General features: G+C 69.9%; 14 protein-coding genes. 13 read left to right on the forward strand and 1 reads right to left on the reverse strand.

The window, feature by feature from the left end; all coding sequences use genetic code 11:
* The first annotated feature begins 11 nt into the window (after positions 1-11).
* Genes AC07DU_RS27575 through nuoN form a run of 13 tightly spaced genes read left to right on the forward strand, consistent with a single transcriptional unit; the run spans position 12 to position 15586 of the window.
* Entirely contained in the window at positions 12-566 is a 555-nt protein-coding gene (locus tag AC07DU_RS27575) for a NuoB/complex I 20 kDa subunit family protein (protein WP_030010012.1), read from the forward strand.
* A complete protein-coding gene (locus AC07DU_RS27580; protein WP_361941329.1) occupies positions 563-1297 on the forward strand; it encodes an NADH-quinone oxidoreductase subunit C in 735 nt (244 codons plus the stop codon). Before AC07DU_RS27575 ends, AC07DU_RS27580 begins: the two co-directional genes overlap by 4 nt.
* On the forward strand, positions 1297-2640 hold the full coding sequence (locus tag AC07DU_RS27585; protein WP_360890770.1) for an NADH-quinone oxidoreductase subunit D: 1344 nt from the start codon (positions 1297-1299) through the stop codon (positions 2638-2640). The genes AC07DU_RS27580 and AC07DU_RS27585 overlap by 1 nt, the downstream gene beginning before the upstream one ends.
* Positions 2637-3374: an NADH-quinone oxidoreductase subunit NuoE gene (nuoE, locus tag AC07DU_RS27590; RefSeq protein WP_360890773.1), complete on the forward strand. Its 738-nt coding sequence runs from the start codon at positions 2637-2639 to the stop codon at positions 3372-3374. The genes AC07DU_RS27585 and nuoE overlap by 4 nt, the downstream gene beginning before the upstream one ends.
* Positions 3374-4723: an NADH-quinone oxidoreductase subunit NuoF gene (gene nuoF, locus AC07DU_RS27595; RefSeq protein WP_360890776.1), complete on the forward strand. Its 1350-nt coding sequence runs from the start codon at positions 3374-3376 to the stop codon at positions 4721-4723. The genes nuoE and nuoF overlap by 1 nt, the downstream gene beginning before the upstream one ends.
* Positions 4720-7254 (forward strand): NADH-quinone oxidoreductase subunit G, encoded by a 2535-nt coding sequence (locus AC07DU_RS27600; RefSeq protein WP_479114258.1) that lies wholly within the window; start codon positions 4720-4722, stop codon positions 7252-7254. Before nuoF ends, AC07DU_RS27600 begins: the two co-directional genes overlap by 4 nt.
* Positions 7251-8615, forward strand: a complete 1365-nt coding sequence (gene nuoH / locus AC07DU_RS27605; protein WP_360890782.1) for an NADH-quinone oxidoreductase subunit NuoH — start codon at positions 7251-7253, stop codon at positions 8613-8615. The genes AC07DU_RS27600 and nuoH overlap by 4 nt, the downstream gene beginning before the upstream one ends.
* On the forward strand, positions 8608-9240 hold the full coding sequence (gene nuoI / locus AC07DU_RS27610; protein WP_360890785.1) for an NADH-quinone oxidoreductase subunit NuoI: 633 nt from the start codon (positions 8608-8610) through the stop codon (positions 9238-9240). Before nuoH ends, nuoI begins: the two co-directional genes overlap by 8 nt.
* On the forward strand, positions 9237-10064 hold the full coding sequence (locus AC07DU_RS27615; protein ID WP_360890788.1) for an NADH-quinone oxidoreductase subunit J: 828 nt from the start codon (positions 9237-9239) through the stop codon (positions 10062-10064). Before nuoI ends, AC07DU_RS27615 begins: the two co-directional genes overlap by 4 nt.
* Positions 10061-10360 carry an NADH-quinone oxidoreductase subunit NuoK gene (gene nuoK, locus AC07DU_RS27620; protein ID WP_045946785.1) on the forward strand — a complete coding sequence of 100 codons (300 nt, stop codon included), beginning with the start codon at positions 10061-10063 and terminating at the stop codon, positions 10358-10360. The genes AC07DU_RS27615 and nuoK overlap by 4 nt, the downstream gene beginning before the upstream one ends.
* 12 nt (positions 10361-10372) lie before the next feature.
* Positions 10373-12313: an NADH-quinone oxidoreductase subunit L gene (nuoL, locus tag AC07DU_RS27625; protein WP_479114261.1), complete on the forward strand. Its 1941-nt coding sequence runs from the start codon at positions 10373-10375 to the stop codon at positions 12311-12313.
* Between the two features lies 1 nt (position 12314).
* Positions 12315-13934, forward strand: a complete 1620-nt coding sequence (locus AC07DU_RS27630) for an NADH-quinone oxidoreductase subunit M (protein ID WP_360890795.1) — start codon at positions 12315-12317, stop codon at positions 13932-13934.
* On the forward strand, positions 13931-15586 hold the full coding sequence (gene nuoN / locus AC07DU_RS27635; protein WP_479114263.1) for an NADH-quinone oxidoreductase subunit NuoN: 1656 nt from the start codon (positions 13931-13933) through the stop codon (positions 15584-15586). Before AC07DU_RS27630 ends, nuoN begins: the two co-directional genes overlap by 4 nt.
* A 50-nt stretch (positions 15587-15636) precedes the next feature.
* Here the strand turns inward: nuoN and AC07DU_RS27640 are convergent, their stop codons facing one another.
* A complete protein-coding gene (locus tag AC07DU_RS27640) occupies positions 15637-16236 on the reverse strand; it encodes a Uma2 family endonuclease (RefSeq protein ID WP_479114265.1) in 600 nt (199 codons plus the stop codon).
* Positions 16237-16286 lie beyond the last annotated feature (50 nt).

Raw genomic sequence — 16286 nt, forward strand, 5'->3', positions numbered from 1 at the left:
CTGAATTTTCCATGGGACTGGAAGAGAAGCTGCCGAGCGGCTTTCTGCTGACCACCGTCGAACAGGCCGCGGGCTGGGTGCGCAAGTCATCCGTCTTCCCGGCGACCTTCGGCCTCGCCTGCTGTGCCATCGAGATGATGACCACCGGAGCGGGCCGGTACGACCTGGCCCGCTTCGGCATGGAGGTCTTCCGCGGCTCCCCGCGCCAGGCCGACCTGATGATCGTGGCCGGCCGGGTCAGCCAGAAGATGGCGCCCGTGCTGCGGCAGGTGTACGACCAGATGCCCGCTCCCAAGTGGGTCATCTCCATGGGGGTCTGTGCATCTTCGGGCGGAATGTTCAACAACTACGCGATCGTCCAGGGCGTGGACCACATCGTCCCGGTGGACATCTACCTGCCCGGCTGCCCGCCGCGCCCCGAGATGCTGATGGACGCGATCCTCAAGCTCCACCAGAAGATCCAGGGCTCCAAGCTCGGCGTGAACCGGGAAGAAGCGGCCCGTGAGGCGGAGGAGGCGGCCCTCAAGGCCCTCCCCATCATCGAGATGAAGGGGCTGCTCCGGTGAGTGAGACCCGCGAACCCAACCCCGACAAGGAACTCAGCCGCGAGAACCTCCCCGGCCAGCGCGGGGACCACGGCGAGGAGATCCGCGTCCAGCGCGGCATGTTCGGCGCCCTGGGCGGCGGCGACACCTCCGGCTACGGCGGCCTCGTGCGCTCCGTACGCCTGCCCGGCCCGGCCGTCCGCCCGTACGGCTCCTACTTCGACGAGGTGGCCGACGAACTCGAAGGCGCCCTGGAGGAGCAGGACCTGCTGCCCGAGAACGCCATCGAGAAGACGGTCGTCGACCGGGGCGAGCTCACCTTCCACATCGCCCGCGAGCACCTCGTCCGGGTCGCCGCCACCCTGCGCGACGACCCGGCCCTGCGCTTCGAGCTGTGCACCGGCGTCTCGGGGGTGCACTACCCCGGGGACAAGGGCCGCGAGCTGCACGCCGTCTACCACCTGCGCTCGCTCACCCACGGCCGGATCCTGCGGCTGGAGGTGTCCGTCCCGGACAGCGACCCGCACGTCCCCTCGCTCGTCTCCGTCTATCCGACCAACGACTGGCACGAGCGCGAGACGTACGACTTCTTCGGCCTGATCTTCGACGGGCACCCGGCCCTCACCCGGATCATGATGCCGGACGACTGGCAGGGCTTCCCGCAGCGCAAGGACTACCCGCTCGGCGGCATCGCCGTCGAGTACAAGGGCGCCCAGATCCCGGCTCCCGACCAGCGGAGGTCGTACAGCTGATGTCCACGTCAAACCACGCCTCCCCGGCCTCCCCCGCCTCCTCGCGCGAGACGACCGAAGGCCTCGTCTACACCGTCACCGGCGGCGACTGGGACGAGGTCGTCCAGTCCGCGGCCAAGGCCGACGACGAGCGGATCGTCGTCAACATGGGCCCGCAGCACCCCTCCACCCACGGAGTGCTGCGCCTGATCCTGGAGATCGACGGCGAGACGGTCACCGAAGCCCGCTGCGGCATCGGCTACCTGCACACCGGCATCGAGAAGAACCTCGAATTCCGGAACTGGACGCAGGGCACCACCTTCGTCACGCGCATGGATTACCTGACGCCGTTCTTCAACGAGACGGCGTACTGCCTCGGCGTCGAGAAGCTGCTCGGCATCACCGACCAGATCCCGGACCGCGCCACCGTCATCCGCGTCCTGCTGATGGAGCTCAACCGGCTCTCCTCCCACCTGGTGTGCATCGCCACCGGCGGCATGGAGCTGGGCGCGACCACGATCATGATCTACGGCTTCCGCGACCGCGAGCTCATCCTCGACATCTTCGAGCTGATCACCGGACTGCGCATGAACCACGCGTTCGTCCGTCCCGGCGGCCTCGCGCAGGACCTGCCCCCGGGCGCCGTCGACCAGCTGCGCGACTTCGTCAAGACCATGAAGAAGAACCTGCCGGAGTACGACAAGCTCGCCACAGGCAACCCCATCTTCAAGGCCCGCATGCAGGACGTCGGCTACCTCGACCTGACCGGTGCCATGGCGCTCGGCGCCACCGGCCCGATCCTGCGCTCCGCCGGCCTGCCGCACGACCTGCGCAAGTCGGATCCGTACTGCGGCTACGAGACCTACGAGTTCGACGTGCCGACCACCGAGACCTGCGACTCCTACGGGCGGTTCCTGATCCGCCTGGAGGAGATGCGCCAGTCGCTGCGGATCGTCGAGCAGTGCCTGGAGCGGCTGGAGCCGGGCCCGGTGATGGTCGCCGACAAGAAGATCGCCTGGCCCGCGCAGCTGGCGATGGGCCCGGACGGCCTCGGCAACTCGCTCGACCACATCAGGAACATCATGGGCACCTCGATGGAGGCCCTCATCCACCACTTCAAGCTGGTGACCGAGGGTTTCCGGGTCCCGGCCGGACAGGCGTACGCGGCCGTCGAGTCGCCCAAGGGCGAGCTCGGCGTCCACGTGGTCTCCGACGGCGGGACCCGCCCCTACCGGGTCCACTTCCGCGACCCGTCCTTCACCAACCTGCAGGCCATGGCGGCGATGTGCGAGGGCGGCCAGGTCGCCGACGTCATCGTCGCCGTCGCCTCCATCGACCCCGTGATGGGAGGCGTCGACCGATGACAGAGATCTCGCTGGGTATGCCCCAGCTGCCCGCCCCCGACTTCCCGGCGGAGGTACGCGAGCGCCTCGAAGCGGACGCCAAGGACGTCATCGCCCGCTACCCCGACAGCCGCTCCGCACTGCTGCCGCTGCTGCACCTGTGCCAGTCCGAGGAGGGCTACGTCTCGCGCACCGGCGTCCGCTTCTGCGCCGAGGTGCTGGGCCTGACCACCGCCGAGGTGACCGCGGTGGCGACCTTCTACACGATGTACCGGCGCAAGCCCTCAGGGGAGTACCAGGTCGGCGTCTGCACGAACACCCTCTGCGCGGTCATGGGCGGCGACGCCATCTTCGAGGAGCTCAAGGAGCACCTCGGGGTCGGCAACAACGAGACCACGCCCGACGGCAAGATCACCCTCGAACACATCGAGTGCAACGCGGCCTGCGACTACGCCCCCGTGGTGATGGTCAACTGGGAGTTCTTCGACAACCAGACCCCCGAGTCCGCCAAAGCCATGGTGGACGACCTGCTGGCCGGCCGCGAGGTCGCGCCGAGCCGGGGCGCGCCGCTGTGCACCTACAAGGAGACCGCCAGGATCCTGGCCGGTTTCCCGGACGAGCGCGAGGGCGCGGTCGCGGCGAGCGGCGGCGCCGGCGCCGCCTCCCTGATCGGACTGCGCATCGCCCGCGGCGAATCGCCGCACACCCCGATCGTCCACCCGCGTGGCGAGGCCACCACCGAGGGAGGGGAGTGATGTCCGTGTCCACGGAACTGAGTAAGAACGGCACGAGCCCGGAGAAGCTCCTCGCACCCGTCCTGACGGCGTTCTGGGACGAGCCCGAGTCGTGGACGCTGGAGACCTACCGGCGCCACGAGGGCTACGAGGGCCTGCGCAAGGCCCTCGCGATGACCCCGGACGACCTCATCGCCTACGTGAAGGACTCGGGCCTGCGCGGCCGCGGCGGCGCGGGCTTCCCCACCGGAATGAAGTGGCAGTTCATCCCGCAGGGCGACGGAAAGCCGCACTACCTCGTGGTGAACGCGGACGAGTCGGAGCCGGGAACCTGCAAGGACATCCCCCTCCTCTTCGCCAATCCGCACTCCCTCATCGAGGGAATGATCATCGCCTGCTACGCGATCCGCTCGCAGCACGCCTTCATCTACCTGCGCGGCGAGGTCGTGCCGGTCCTGCGGCGCCTGCACGAGGCGGTGCGCGAGGCGTACGAGGCCGGTTACCTCGGCAAGGACATCCTGGGGAGCGGGCTCGACCTCGACATCACGGTGCACGCGGGGGCGGGCGCATACATCTGCGGCGAGGAGACGGCGCTGCTCGACTCCCTCGAAGGCCGGCGCGGTCAGCCCCGGCTGCGTCCTCCCTTCCCTGCCGTCGAGGGGCTCTACGCGTGCCCCACTGTCGTGAACAACGTGGAGTCCATCGCCTCGGTTCCCGCGATCCTGAACAAGGGCAAGGACTGGTTCAAGGCGATGGGGACCGAGAAGTCCCCCGGCTTCACGCTGTACTCGCTCTCCGGGCACGTCGCCGGCCCCGGCCAGTACGAGGCCCCGCTCGGCATCACCCTGCGCCAGCTGCTCGACATGAGCGGCGGGATGCGGCCCGGGCACCGGCTGAAGTTCTGGACCCCGGGCGGCTCCTCCACCCCCATGTTCACCGACGAGCACCTCGACGTCCCGCTCGACTACGAGGGCGTGGGCGCCGCCGGCTCGATGCTCGGCACCAAGGCCCTCCAGTGCTTCGACGAGACCACCTGCGTGGTGCGGGCCGTCACCCGGTGGACCGAGTTCTACGCCCACGAGTCCTGCGGCAAGTGCACGCCCTGCCGCGAAGGCACGTACTGGCTGGTCCAGCTCCTGCGCGACATCGAGGCCGGCAAGGGCGTCATGTCCGACCTCGACAAGCTGAACGACATCGCCGACAACATCAACGGCAAGTCCTTCTGCGCGCTCGGCGACGGCGCGGCCAGCCCGATCTTCTCCTCGCTCAAGTACTTCCGCGAGGAGTACGAGCAGCACATCACGGGCAGGGGCTGCCCCTTCGACCCCAGGAAGTCGACCCTCTGGGCTGACACGGAGGTGAACGCATGACCGTCACCAGTAACGCTCCCGCCGGTGGCGGAGGGCCCGCCGTACCGCCCGGCGATCTGGTCTCGCTGACCATCGACGGGGCCGAGCTCTCGGTTCCCAAGGGCACGCTCGTCATCCGGGCCGCCGAACAGCTCGGCATCGAGATCCCCCGGTTCTGCGACCACCCCCTCCTCTCCCCGGCCGGCGCCTGCCGCCAGTGCATCGTCGAGGTCGAGGGCCAGCGCAAGCCAATGGCCTCCTGCACCATCACCTGCACCGACGGCATGGTCGTCAAGACCCAGCTGACGTCGGCGGTCGCCGACAAGGCCCAGCGCGGGGTGATGGAGCTGCTGCTCATCAACCACCCGCTGGACTGCCCGGTCTGCGACAAGGGCGGCGAGTGCCCGCTGCAGAACCAGGCGATGTCGCACGGCAACGCCGAATCGCGTTTCGAAGGCATGAAGCGCACCTACGAGAAGCCCGTCGCGATCTCCACGCAGGTGCTCCTGGACCGCGAGCGGTGCGTGCTCTGCGCCCGCTGCACCCGCTTCTCCAACGAGATCGCCGGCGACCCGATGATCGAGCTGCTGGAACGCGGTGCGCTCCAGCAGGTCGGCACCGGCGAGGGCGACCCCTTCGAGTCGTACTTCTCCGGCAACACCATCCAGATCTGCCCCGTCGGCGCGCTGACCTCGGCCGCCTACCGGTTCCGCTCCCGCCCCTTCGACCTCGTCTCCTCCCCGAGCGTGTGCGAGCACTGCGCGGGCGGCTGCGCGACCCGGACCGACCACCGCCGCGGCAAGGTGCTGCGACGCCTCGCCGCCGAGGATCCCGAGGTCAACGAGGAGTGGCTCTGCGACAAGGGCCGGTTCGCGTTCCGCTACGCGCAGCGCCCCGACCGGCTCACCACCCCGCTGGTGCGCGGCGCCGACGGGATCCTCGCCCCCGCCAGCTGGCCGGAGGCGCTGGAGGCAGCGGCCAACGGGCTCGCCACCGCGCGCGGCCGGGCCGGGGTGCTCACCGGCGGCCGGCTCACCGTCGAGGACGCCTACGCGTACGCCAAGTTCGCCCGGGTGGTGCTGGACACCAACGACATCGACTTCCGGGCCCGCGTGCACAGCGCGGAGGAGGCCGAGTTCCTGGCCGCCACCGTGGCCGGCACCGGCAAGGACCTTGGGGGCACCTCCCGGCCGAAGGCCGGGGGAGGCGCGGGAGTGACGTACACCTCGCTGGAGGCGGCGCCGGCCGTCCTGCTGGCCGGCATCGAGGCGGAGGAGGAGGCCCCCGGAGTCTTCCTTCGGCTGCGCAAGGCCCACCGCAAGCACAAGCAGCGGACCTTCGCCCTCGCCCCCTTCGCGACCCGCGGTCTGGAGAAGGCGGGCGGCACGCTGCTGGCCGCCGCCCCCGGCACCGAACCGGAGTGGCTGGCCGCCCTGGCCACGCGGACCGGCCTGGAGGCCGGCGGGGAGCAGGCCGCCGAGGCGCTGCGCCGGCCCGGCGCGGTCATCGTCGTGGGCGAGCGGCTCGCCGGGGTCCCCGGCGCGCTGACCGCCGCCGTACGGGCCGCCGCCGCGACCGGGGCCGCGCTGGTGTGGATCCCGCGCCGGGCCGGGGAGCGGGCCGCCGTCGAGGCGGGCGCGCTGCCGTCCCTGCTGCCCGGCGGCCGCCCGGCCACCGACCCGCGGGCGCGCGACGAGGTCGCCGCCGCCTGGGGCCTGGACGAACTGCCGCACCGCTACGGCCGCGACACCGGCCAGATCGTCGAAGCGGCCGCGACCCGGGAGCTGTCCGCCCTGCTGGTCGCCGGTGTGGAGGTCGCCGACCTGCCGGACCCGGCCCGTGCGCGGGTCGCCCTCCAGGAGGCCTTCGTGGTGTCGCTGGAACTGCGGCCGAGCGAGGTCACCGACCACGCGGACGTGGTCCTGCCGGTCGCCGCGGTCGCCGAGAAGGCGGGCGCGTTCATCAACTGGGAGGGCAGGGTCCGGCCGTTCGAGGCCGCGCTCAAGCCCGACCAGATGACCCGCCGGCTCGCCCCGGCCGACGCCCGCGTGCTGCACATGCTGGCCGACGCCGCCGACCGGCCGATCGCGCTGCCCGACGTACACGCCGTACGCCGGGAGCTCGACGGGCTCGGCACGTGGGCCGGGGAGCGGGCCGCCGAACAGTCCGCGGACACCGCGCCGCTGCCCCGCCCGGGTCTGGGCGAGGCGGTCCTCGCCGGCCACCGGCTCCTGCTCGACCAGGGCAGGCTCCAGGACGGCGACGACGCCCTGGCCGGGACCCGGCACGAGGCGAGCGCCCGCCTGTCGGCGGCGACGGCCGCCGAGACGGGCGTCAAGGACGGCGACGTCCTCGCGGTCACCGGACCGGCCGGATCGGTGGAACTGCCGCTGCGGATCACGCAGATGCCCGACCGGGTGGTCTGGCTCCCGCTGAACTCGGTGGGCGGCGGAGTGCTCGCCGACACGGGCGCCCGCCCGGGCACCCTCGTACGCATCGGCCCGGCGACCCCGGCCGGCGCCGACGGCACCACTGCGGAGGTGGGCGCGTGAACGCGGTACAGCTGGCCGCCGAGGACCTGTCCCTGTTCGGGCGGGACGTCTGGTGGCTCGTCGTCGTCAAGGCGGTGTTCTGCTTCGCCTTCCTGATGGTGACGGTGCTCTTCTCCATCGTCTGGGAGCGCAAGGTCGTCGCCTGGATGCAGTTGCGCATCGGCCCGAACCGGCACGGCCCCTGGGGCATGCTCCAGTCGCTCGCCGACGGCGTGAAGCTGATGCTCAAGGAAGACGTCATCGTCAAGCGGGCCGACAAGGTCGTCTACGTCCTGGCCCCGATCATCGCGGCGATCCCGGCCTTCATGGCCATCGCGGTGATCCCCTTCGGCCCCTCGGGCAACGAGGTCTCCATCTTCGGCCAGCGCACCACGATGCAGCTGACCGACCTGCCCATCGCGATGCTCTACATCCTCGCGGTGGCATCGGTCGGCATCTACGGCATCGTCCTGGCGGGCTGGTCCTCCGGCTCCACCTACCCGCTCCTCGGCGGTCTGCGCTCCTGCGCGCAGATGATCTCCTACGAGATCGCGATGGGCGCGGCCTTCGCCTCGGTCTTCCTCTACTCCGGGTCGATGTCGACCTCGGCGATCGTGGAGGCCCAGGCCGACCGCTGGTACATCATCCTGCTGCCGGTCTCCTTCATCATCTACGTCATCACGATGGTCGGCGAGACGAACCGCGCCCCCTTCGACATGCCGGAGTCCGAGGGCGACCTGGTCGGGGGCTTCAACACCGAGTACTCGTCCATCAAGTTCGCGCTGTTCATGCTCGCCGAGTACGTCAACATGGTGACCGTCTCGGCGGTCTCCGTCACCCTCTTCCTGGGCGGCTGGCGGGCCCCGGCGCCGATCTCCACCTACTGGGAGGGCGCGAACCACGGCTGGTGGCCGATGCTCTGGTTCGTCCTCAAGGTGCAGCTGCTCCTGTTCTTCTTCATCTGGCTGCGCGGCACGCTGCCGCGCGTGCGCTACGACCAGCTGATGAAGCTCGGCTGGAAGGTCCTGATCCCGGTCTCCGTGGTCTGGCTGATGCTGGTGGCCACCGTGCGGGCGCTGCGCAACGAGCGGTACGACTTCAGCGAGATCGTCCTCTACGTCGGCGGCGCCGTCGTGGCGATCCTGCTGCTGTCCTTCGTCGCGGACCTCTTCCGCGACAAGCGGGAGAAGGCGGCGGCCGTGGAGGCCGTGCGGGACGCCGAGCCCTTCGACCCGCTGGCGGGCGGATTCCCCGTACCGCCCAAGCCCGGCCAGCACCTGGCACCCGTACCGCGCAGGCGGCCTCGCAGTGAGCGGGAGCTGATTGTCAGTGGCGGGACGAATACTGACAGTGACCGAGAGGAGGGTGCTGAGAATGTCTGACGCTGACCAGAGCGACAAGTGGCAGAACCCGGTGGCGGGCTTCGGCGTGACCTTCAAGGCCATGTTCAAGAAGCGCCTCACCGAGCAGTACCCGGAGCAGCACAAGACGACCGCTCCGCGCTTCCACGGACGCCACCAGCTCAACCGGCACCCGGACGGTCTGGAGAAGTGCATCGGGTGCGAGCTGTGCGCCTGGGCCTGTCCCGCCGACGCCATCTACGTGGAGGGCGCGGACAACACCGAGGAGGAGCGCTACTCCCCGGGCGAGCGGTACGGCCGGGTCTACCAGATCAACTACGCCCGCTGCATCCTGTGCGGGCTGTGCGTGGAGGCGTGCCCGACGCGGGCGCTGACCATGACGAACGAGTTCGAACTGGCCGACTCCAGCCGTGAATCGCTCATCTACACCAAGGAGCAGCTGCTCGCGGGTCTCACCGAGGGCATGGTCGAGGCACCGCACTCGATCTTCCCCGGCATGGACGACACGGACTACTACCGCGGTCTGGTGACCGCGGCCGCCCCCGGCACGGTCCGTCAGGTCCCCGCCGACACGGCGGCCCCGCAGGAGGCGGCCTCGGACTCCGGGCCGGACGAGCCCGCCGCGCAGGAGGTGATCGGACGATGAGCGCTTCGCTCGCCGCGGCCTCCACCTCGCTCACCTCCACCGGCGAGGCCGTGCAGTTCTGGGTCCTCGGCACGGTCGCCGTCATCGGCGCGCTGTCCACGATCCTGATGAAGAAGGCCGTGCACAGCGCCCTCAGCCTGGCCGGGACGATGATCATCCTGGCGGTCTTCTACCTCGCGAACGGTGCCTACTTTTTGGGCGTCGTCCAGGTCATCGTCTACACCGGCGCGATCATGATGCTCTTCCTCTTCGTGGTCATGCTCGTCGGCGTCACCGCCGCCGACTCCCTGAAGGAGACCATCAAGGGGCAGCGCTGGCTCGCCGTCCTGTGCGGGCTCGGCTTCGGTATCCTGCTGATCGCCGGCATCGGCAACGCCAAGCTCGACCACTTCAACGGGCTCGGCCGGGTCAACTCCGCCGGACACGTCGAGGGTCTGGCCCAGCTGATCTTCACCAAGTACGTCTTCGCCTTCGAGATCACCGGCGCGCTGCTGATCACCGCGGCCGTCGGCGCGATGGTGCTCACGCACCGAGAGCGCACCGAACGGGCCGCCACCCAGCGCGAGCTGGCCGAGCGGCGCGTACGCGAGGGCGTGCAGCTCCCGCCGCTTCCGGCGCCCGGCGTCTACGCCCGGCACAACGCGGTGGACGTCCCCGGCCTGCTCCCGGACGGCACCCCGTCCGAGCTCACGGTCAGCCAGACGCTGCGCGCCCGCGGCCAGATCCGGGACGTCTCCGGCGAGGCGCTCTCCGACCTCAAGGCGCTGGAGCAGCGCTCCTCGGAGCGCCTCGGCCGTGACGCGCATGAGGAGGCCTCGAAGTGAACCCGGTCAACTACCTGTACCTGGCGGCCCTGCTGTTCACCATCGGCGCGGCCGGAGTGCTGATCCGCAGGAACGCGATCGTGCTGTTCATGTGCGTCGAGCTGATGCTCAACGCCTGCAACCTCGCCTTCGTCGCCTTCTCCCGGATGCACGGCAACCTCGACGGCCAGATCATCGCGTTCTTCACGATGGTCGTCGCCGCCGCGGAGGTCGTGGTCGGCCTGGCGATCATCGTGTCGCTGTTCCGTACCCGCCACTCGGCCTCGGTCGACGACGCCAGCCTGATGAAGCTGTAAGGGGCGCTCACAGTGGAAAATCTGATTGCGCTGCTGGTGGCAGCGCCCTTGCTCGGAGCGGCGGTGCTGCTGTGCGGCGGCCGGCGCCTCGACAGGTCCGGCCACTGGATCGGCACCCTGCTCGCGGCCGTCTCCTTCGGGATCGGCGCCGTGCTGTTCGCCGACATGCTGGGGCGCGGCGCCGAGGACCGGGCCCTGCACCAGCGGCTGTTCAGCTGGGTGCCCGTGGAGGGCTTCCAGGCGGACATCGCCTTCCAGCTCGACCAGCTCTCGATGACCTTCGTCCTGCTGATCTCCGGGGTGGGCACGCTCATCCACGTGTACTCGATCGGGTACATGGAGCACGACGAGCGCCGCCGCCGCTTCTTCGGCTACCTGAACCTGTTCGTCGCGGCCATGCTGCTGCTGGTCCTCGCCGACAACTACCTGCTGCTGTACTTCGGCTGGGAGGGCGTGGGCCTCGCCTCGTACCTCCTGATCGGCTTCTGGCAGCACAAGCCCAGCGCGGCCACCGCCGCGAAGAAGGCCTTCCTGGTCAACCGGGTCGGTGACATGGGCCTGTCGATCGCGATCATGCTGATGTTCACCACCTTCGGGACCTTCGCCTTCGGGCCGGTGCTCGGCGCCGCGGGCGAGACGTCCGAGGGCAAGCTGACGGCGATCGGCCTGATGCTGCTGTTGGCCGCGTGCGGCAAGTCGGCGCAGGTCCCGCTGCAGTCCTGGCTCGGTGACGCGATGGAGGGCCCGACCCCGGTCTCGGCCCTGATCCACGCGGCGACCATGGTGACGGCCGGTGTGTACCTGATCGTCCGCTCGGGCGCCCTCTTCAACGGGGCGCCGGACGCGCAGCTCGCGGTCACCGTCGTGGGCGCGGTCACGCTCCTCTTCGGTGCGATCGTCGGTTGCGCGAAGGACGACATCAAGAAGGCCCTGGCGGGCTCGACGATGTCGCAGATCGGCTACATGATCCTCGCCGCGGGCCTCGGTCCGATCGGCTACGTCTTCGCGATCATGCACCTGGTCACCCACGGCTTCTTCAAGGCGGGCCTCTTCCTCGGGGCGGGTTCCGTGATGCACGGGATGAACGACGAGGTCGACATGCGCAAGTACGGCGGCCTGCGGAAGTACATGCCCGTCACCTTCGTGACCTTCGGCCTCGGGTACCTGGCCATCATCGGCTTCCCGGGCCTGTCGGGCTTCTTCTCCAAGGACAAGATCATCGAGGCGGCCTTCGCGAAGGGCGGCACCGAGGGCTGGATCCTGGGATCGGTGGCCCTGCTGGGCGCGGCCGTCACCGCGTTCTACATGACCCGCGTCATGCTCCTCACCTTCTTCGGCGAGAAGCGCTGGCAGCCCGCGCCCGACGCGGACGCGGTGCCCAGCGCCGAACCGGCGGCCGAGCACCGGGCCGGGGAGATGCCGCACCCGCACGAGTCCCCGAAGTCCATGACCGTCCCGATGATCGTGCTGGCCTTCGGGTCGGTCTTCGCCGGCGGTCTGTTCGGTGTCGGCGACCGGTTTGTGAAGTGGCTGGAGCCCGTCACCGGGCACGCGCACGGCCACCCGCCGGTCAGCGCCATGACGGTCACGCTGGCCACGATGGTGGTCCTCGTCGTCGGCGTCGCCGTCGCCTGGGCCATGTACGGCCGGCGCCCCGTCCCCGTGGTCGCCCCGCGCGGCAGCTGGATCACCCGGGCGGCCCGACGGGACCTGCTCCAGGACGACTTCAACCACGTCGTGCTGGTGCGCGGCGGCGAGCACCTGACCCGCTCGCTCGTGTACGTCGACCACAGCCTGGTCGACGGGGTGGTCAACGGGACGGCCGCCTCGGTCGGCGGGCTCTCGGGCCGGCTGCGCAAGCTGCAGAACGGCTACGCCCGCAGCTACGCGGTCTCGATGTTCGGGGGGACGGCGATCCTCATCGCCGCGACCCTGCTGATGAGGGCGGTGTGAAATGAGTTTCCCGCTTCTGACGGTGACGGCCGCGGTGCCCGCGGTCGGCGCGGTCCTGACGGCGGCCGTCCCGGCCGCCCGCAGGACCGCCGCCAAGTGGCTCGCGCTGCTCTTCTCGCTGGCGACACTGGCCCTGGCCGTGCTCGTCGCGGTCCGCTTCGAGCCCGGTGGCGACCGCTACCAGCTCACCGAATCCCGCCCCTGGATCGCCGACTTCGGCGTCCGCTACGAACTGGGCGTGGACGGCATCGGGGTGGCGCTGATCGCGCTCACCGCGGTTCTGATGCCGTTCATCATTCTGGCCGGCTGGCACGACGCCGACCCGTTGGAGACCAAGAGTCAGCGCTGGCGGCCGACGCAGGGTTTCTTCGCCCTGATCCTGCTGGTCGAGGCGATGGTGATCATCTCCTTCGAGGCCACCGACGTCTTCGTCTTCTACATCTTCTTCGAAGCCATGCTCATCCCGATGTACTTCCTCATCGGCGGCTTCGGGGACCGGGCGACTTCCTCTCGATCAGCCGCTGCCGCGGCGGGCGGCTCCGACGAGAACGCGGCCGCGCAGCGCTCGTACGCGGCGGTCAAGTTCCTCCTCTACAACCTGGCCGGCGGCCTGATCATGCTGGCCGCGGTCATCGGGCTGTACGTGGTCGCCGGGAACTTCTCGCTCCAGGAGATCACCGCCGCCCGCGCCGCGGGCACGCTCGACATGGCCACCAACACGGAGCGGCTGCTGTTCCTCGGGTTCTTCTTCGCCTTCGCGGTGAAGGCCCCGCTGTGGCCGCTGCACACCTGGCTGCCGAACGCGATGGGCGAGGCCACCGCACCGGTCGCCGTGCTGATCACCGCGGTCGTCGACAAGGTCGGCACCTTCGCGATGCTCCGCTTCTGCCTCGGGCTCTTCCCGGAGGCCAGCAAGTGGGCCACGCCGGTGATCCTCGTCCTGGCCCTGATCAGCATCGTCTACGGCGCGCTAGTCGCGGTCGGGCAGCGCGACATCAAGCGGCTGGTGGCGTACGCCTCCATCTCGCACTTCGGCTTCATCATCCTGGGCATCTTCGCGATGACCTCCCAGGGCCAGTCGGGCGCGACGCTCTACATGGTCAACCACGGGATCTCCACGGCGGCGCTGATGCTGGTCGCCGGCTTCCTGATCTCGCGGCGCGGCTCGCGTCTCATCGCCGACTACGGCGGCGTCCAGAAGGTCGCCCCGGTCCTGGCCGGCACCTTCCTGATCGGCGGCCTCGCCACCCTCTCGCTGCCGGGCCTCGCGCCCTTCGTCAGTGAGTTCCTGGTCCTGGTCGGCACGTTCGCCCGGTACCCGGTCGCCGGCGTCATCGCCACCATCGGCATCGTGCTCGCCGCGCTCTACACGCTGGTGCTCTACCAGCGCACGATGACCGGCCCCGTGAAGGAGGAGGTCCGCACCATGCCGGACCTGCGCCTGCGGGAGCTGCTGGTGGTCGCCCCGCTGATCGCGCTGCTGATCGGGCTGGGCGTCTACCCGAAGGTGCTCACCGACATCGTCAACCCGGCGGTGGAGCACACCATGTCGGACGTGAAGCAGACGGACCCCAAGCCCGAGGTCGCCGTCGAAGCCAAGAACGGGGAGGCGGCGAAGTGAGCGCATCGACTTCCGCCCACAGCCTGTGGACGCTGGCGGCCGACGGACCGGTCGACCGGATCCCGGCACCGACCATCGAGTACGCGCAGCTCGCGCCCACGCTGATCGTGGTGGGCGCGGCGGTCATCGGGATCCTGGTCGAGGCCTTCGTGCCCCGCAAGTCCCGTTACTACGTGCAGGTGTTCCTCGCCGTCGCCGCGCTGGCCTCGGCCTTCGCGGCGGTCGTCGGCCTCGCCGTCGGCGGGTACGGGAGCACCAAGGCGCACGTCGCGGCGATGGGCGCCATCGCCGTGGACGGCCCGGCGCTGTTCCTGCAGGGCACCATCCTGCTGGCCTCGGTCGTCGCGGTCTTCACCTTCGCCGAGCGGCGGCTCGACCCGGCCGCCCACGGCAACCGGGTGGACTCCTTCGCCGCCCAGGCGGCGTCGGTACCGGGCAGCGACAGCGAGAAAGCGGCCGTCAAGGCGGGCTTCACCACCACCGAGGTCTTCCCGCTGGCCCTGTTCGCGGTCGCCGGGATGCTGATCTTCCCGGCGGCCAACGACCTGCTGACGCTGTTCATCGCGCTGGAGGTCTTCTCCCTCCCGCTCTACCTGCTCTGCGCCGTCGCGCGCCGCCAGCGGCTGATGTCGCAGGAGGCCGCGGTGAAGTACTTCCTGCTGGGCGCCTTCTCCTCCGCCTTCCTCCTCTTCGGCATCGCGCTGCTCTACGGGTACGCGGGCTCGGTCTCGTACGCGGTGATCGCCGACGTGGTCGACGGCACGGTCACGAAGATCGACCCGGCGCTCGCCTCCACCATGGGCAATGACGCGCTGCTGCTGATCGGCGGCGCGCTGATCCTGATGGGCCTGCTCTTCAAGGTCGGCGCGGTCCCCTTCCACATGTGGACCCCGGACGTCTACCAGGGCGCCCCGACCCCGGTGACGGGCTTCATGGCGGCCGCGACGAAGGTGGCCGCCTTCGGCGCCCTCCTGCGGCTGCTGTACGTGGTCCTGCCGGGCCTGCGCTGGGACTGGCGGCCGGTGATGTGGGGCGTGGCCATCGTCACGATGCTGGCCGGTGCGGTGATCGCCGTGACCCAGACCGACGTCAAGCGGCTCCTGGCCTACTCCTCGATCGCGCACGCGGGCTTCATCCTGGCCGGTGTGATCGCGACCTCGGAGGAGGGCGTCAAGTCCGTCCTCTTCTACCTGGGCGCGTACTCCTTCGTGACGATCGGCGCCTTCGCGGTGGTCACGCTGGTGCGCGACGCGGGCGGCGAGGCCACGCACCTGTCGAAGTGGGCCGGCCTGGGCCGCCGTTCGCCGCTGACGGCGGCCGTCTTCGCGGTGTTCCTGCTGGCCTTCGCCGGCATTCCGCTGACGTCGGGGTTCGCCGGAAAGTTCGCCGTGTTCAAGGCGGCGGCGGAGGGCGGCGCGGGGGCGCTGGTCGTGGTCGGTGTCCTCTCGTCCGCGATCGCCGCGTTCTTCTACATCCGGGTGATCGTCCTGATGTTCTTCAGCGAGCCGAAGGCCGACGGCCCGACGGTGGCCGTCCCCTCGCCGCTGACGATGACGACCATCGCGGTCGGCGTCGCGGTCACCCTGGTCCTGGGCGTGGCCCCGCAGTACTTCCTGGACCTGGCGGGACAGGCGAGCACCTTCGTCCGCTGACCGGTCCTCCTGGATGAAGGGCCCGGCTCCTCGGAGCCGGGCCCTTCGAGCTACTCGGGGCGCCTGCGCTTCGGCGTGATCTCGGTGAGGTCCAGGTCGACGGGGAAGGGGACGGAGACCTTCAGGCGGTCGTGGAAGATCCCGGATGCGACGTAGGCACCGCTGACCGGCTCACGCTCGAAGACGTAGACGACCGCTCGGCCATCCGTGTTCTCGACCCGCCAGTAGTGGGGGATTCCCGCCCGTGCGTACTTGATCGGCTTGGTCTCGCGATCCCGGTCGATCGATTCCGGAGACACGACCTCGATGGCCAGCAGAACAGATTCAGCAGGCAGGCGGGTCTGTTCTAGGCCGTGGATGACATCGTCACGGAACACGATGACGTCGGGCTCGGGACGATTGCGCCGGTCGATGTCGATCGTGAATTCGCGGAGGACTCCGAGGAACTCAGGGGCCTGAGACCGCAGTTCCCAGGTCAAATGGTCCACCGCCTCTGAGTGAACTCGTGTCTGCGGACTCACGAAGATCAGGCTCCCGTCGATCAGCTCCGTGTGCGGAGGCAGATTCGGAAGCGTGTCCAGGTCGTCGGCAGTCCAGCCGCCCGGGGGCGGGATCGGCCAGCTGTGTTCCGGGTTCATCAGTGCTCCCATGAGCCGGAGTCTCGCGAGTGCGTTCAGCGTATCGCCGGAGTTCTCGCGAA

This window comes from Streptomyces sp. NPDC045695, assembly GCF_056432025.1.

Excerpts from the sequence above, each read along its gene's own strand:
- AC07DU_RS27575 (WP_030010012.1), top strand. The coding sequence starts at position 12 with ATGGGACTGGAAGAGAAGCTGCCGAGCGGCTTTCTGCTGACCACCGTC.
- AC07DU_RS27585 (WP_360890770.1), top strand. The coding sequence starts at position 1,297 with ATGTCCACGTCAAACCACGCCTCCCCGGCCTCCCCCGCCTCCTCGCGC.
- nuoE (WP_360890773.1), top strand. The coding sequence starts at position 2,637 with ATGACAGAGATCTCGCTGGGTATGCCCCAGCTGCCCGCCCCCGACTTC.
- nuoF (WP_360890776.1), top strand. The coding sequence starts at position 3,374 with ATGTCCGTGTCCACGGAACTGAGTAAGAACGGCACGAGCCCGGAGAAG.
- AC07DU_RS27600 (WP_479114258.1), top strand. The coding sequence starts at position 4,720 with ATGACCGTCACCAGTAACGCTCCCGCCGGTGGCGGAGGGCCCGCCGTA.
- nuoI (WP_360890785.1), top strand. The coding sequence starts at position 8,608 with ATGTCTGACGCTGACCAGAGCGACAAGTGGCAGAACCCGGTGGCGGGC.
- AC07DU_RS27615 (WP_360890788.1), top strand. The coding sequence starts at position 9,237 with ATGAGCGCTTCGCTCGCCGCGGCCTCCACCTCGCTCACCTCCACCGGC.
- AC07DU_RS27630 (WP_360890795.1), top strand. The coding sequence starts at position 12,315 with ATGAGTTTCCCGCTTCTGACGGTGACGGCCGCGGTGCCCGCGGTCGGC.
- AC07DU_RS27640 (WP_479114265.1), bottom strand. The coding sequence starts at position 16,236 with ATGGGAGCACTGATGAACCCGGAACACAGCTGGCCGATCCCGCCCCCG.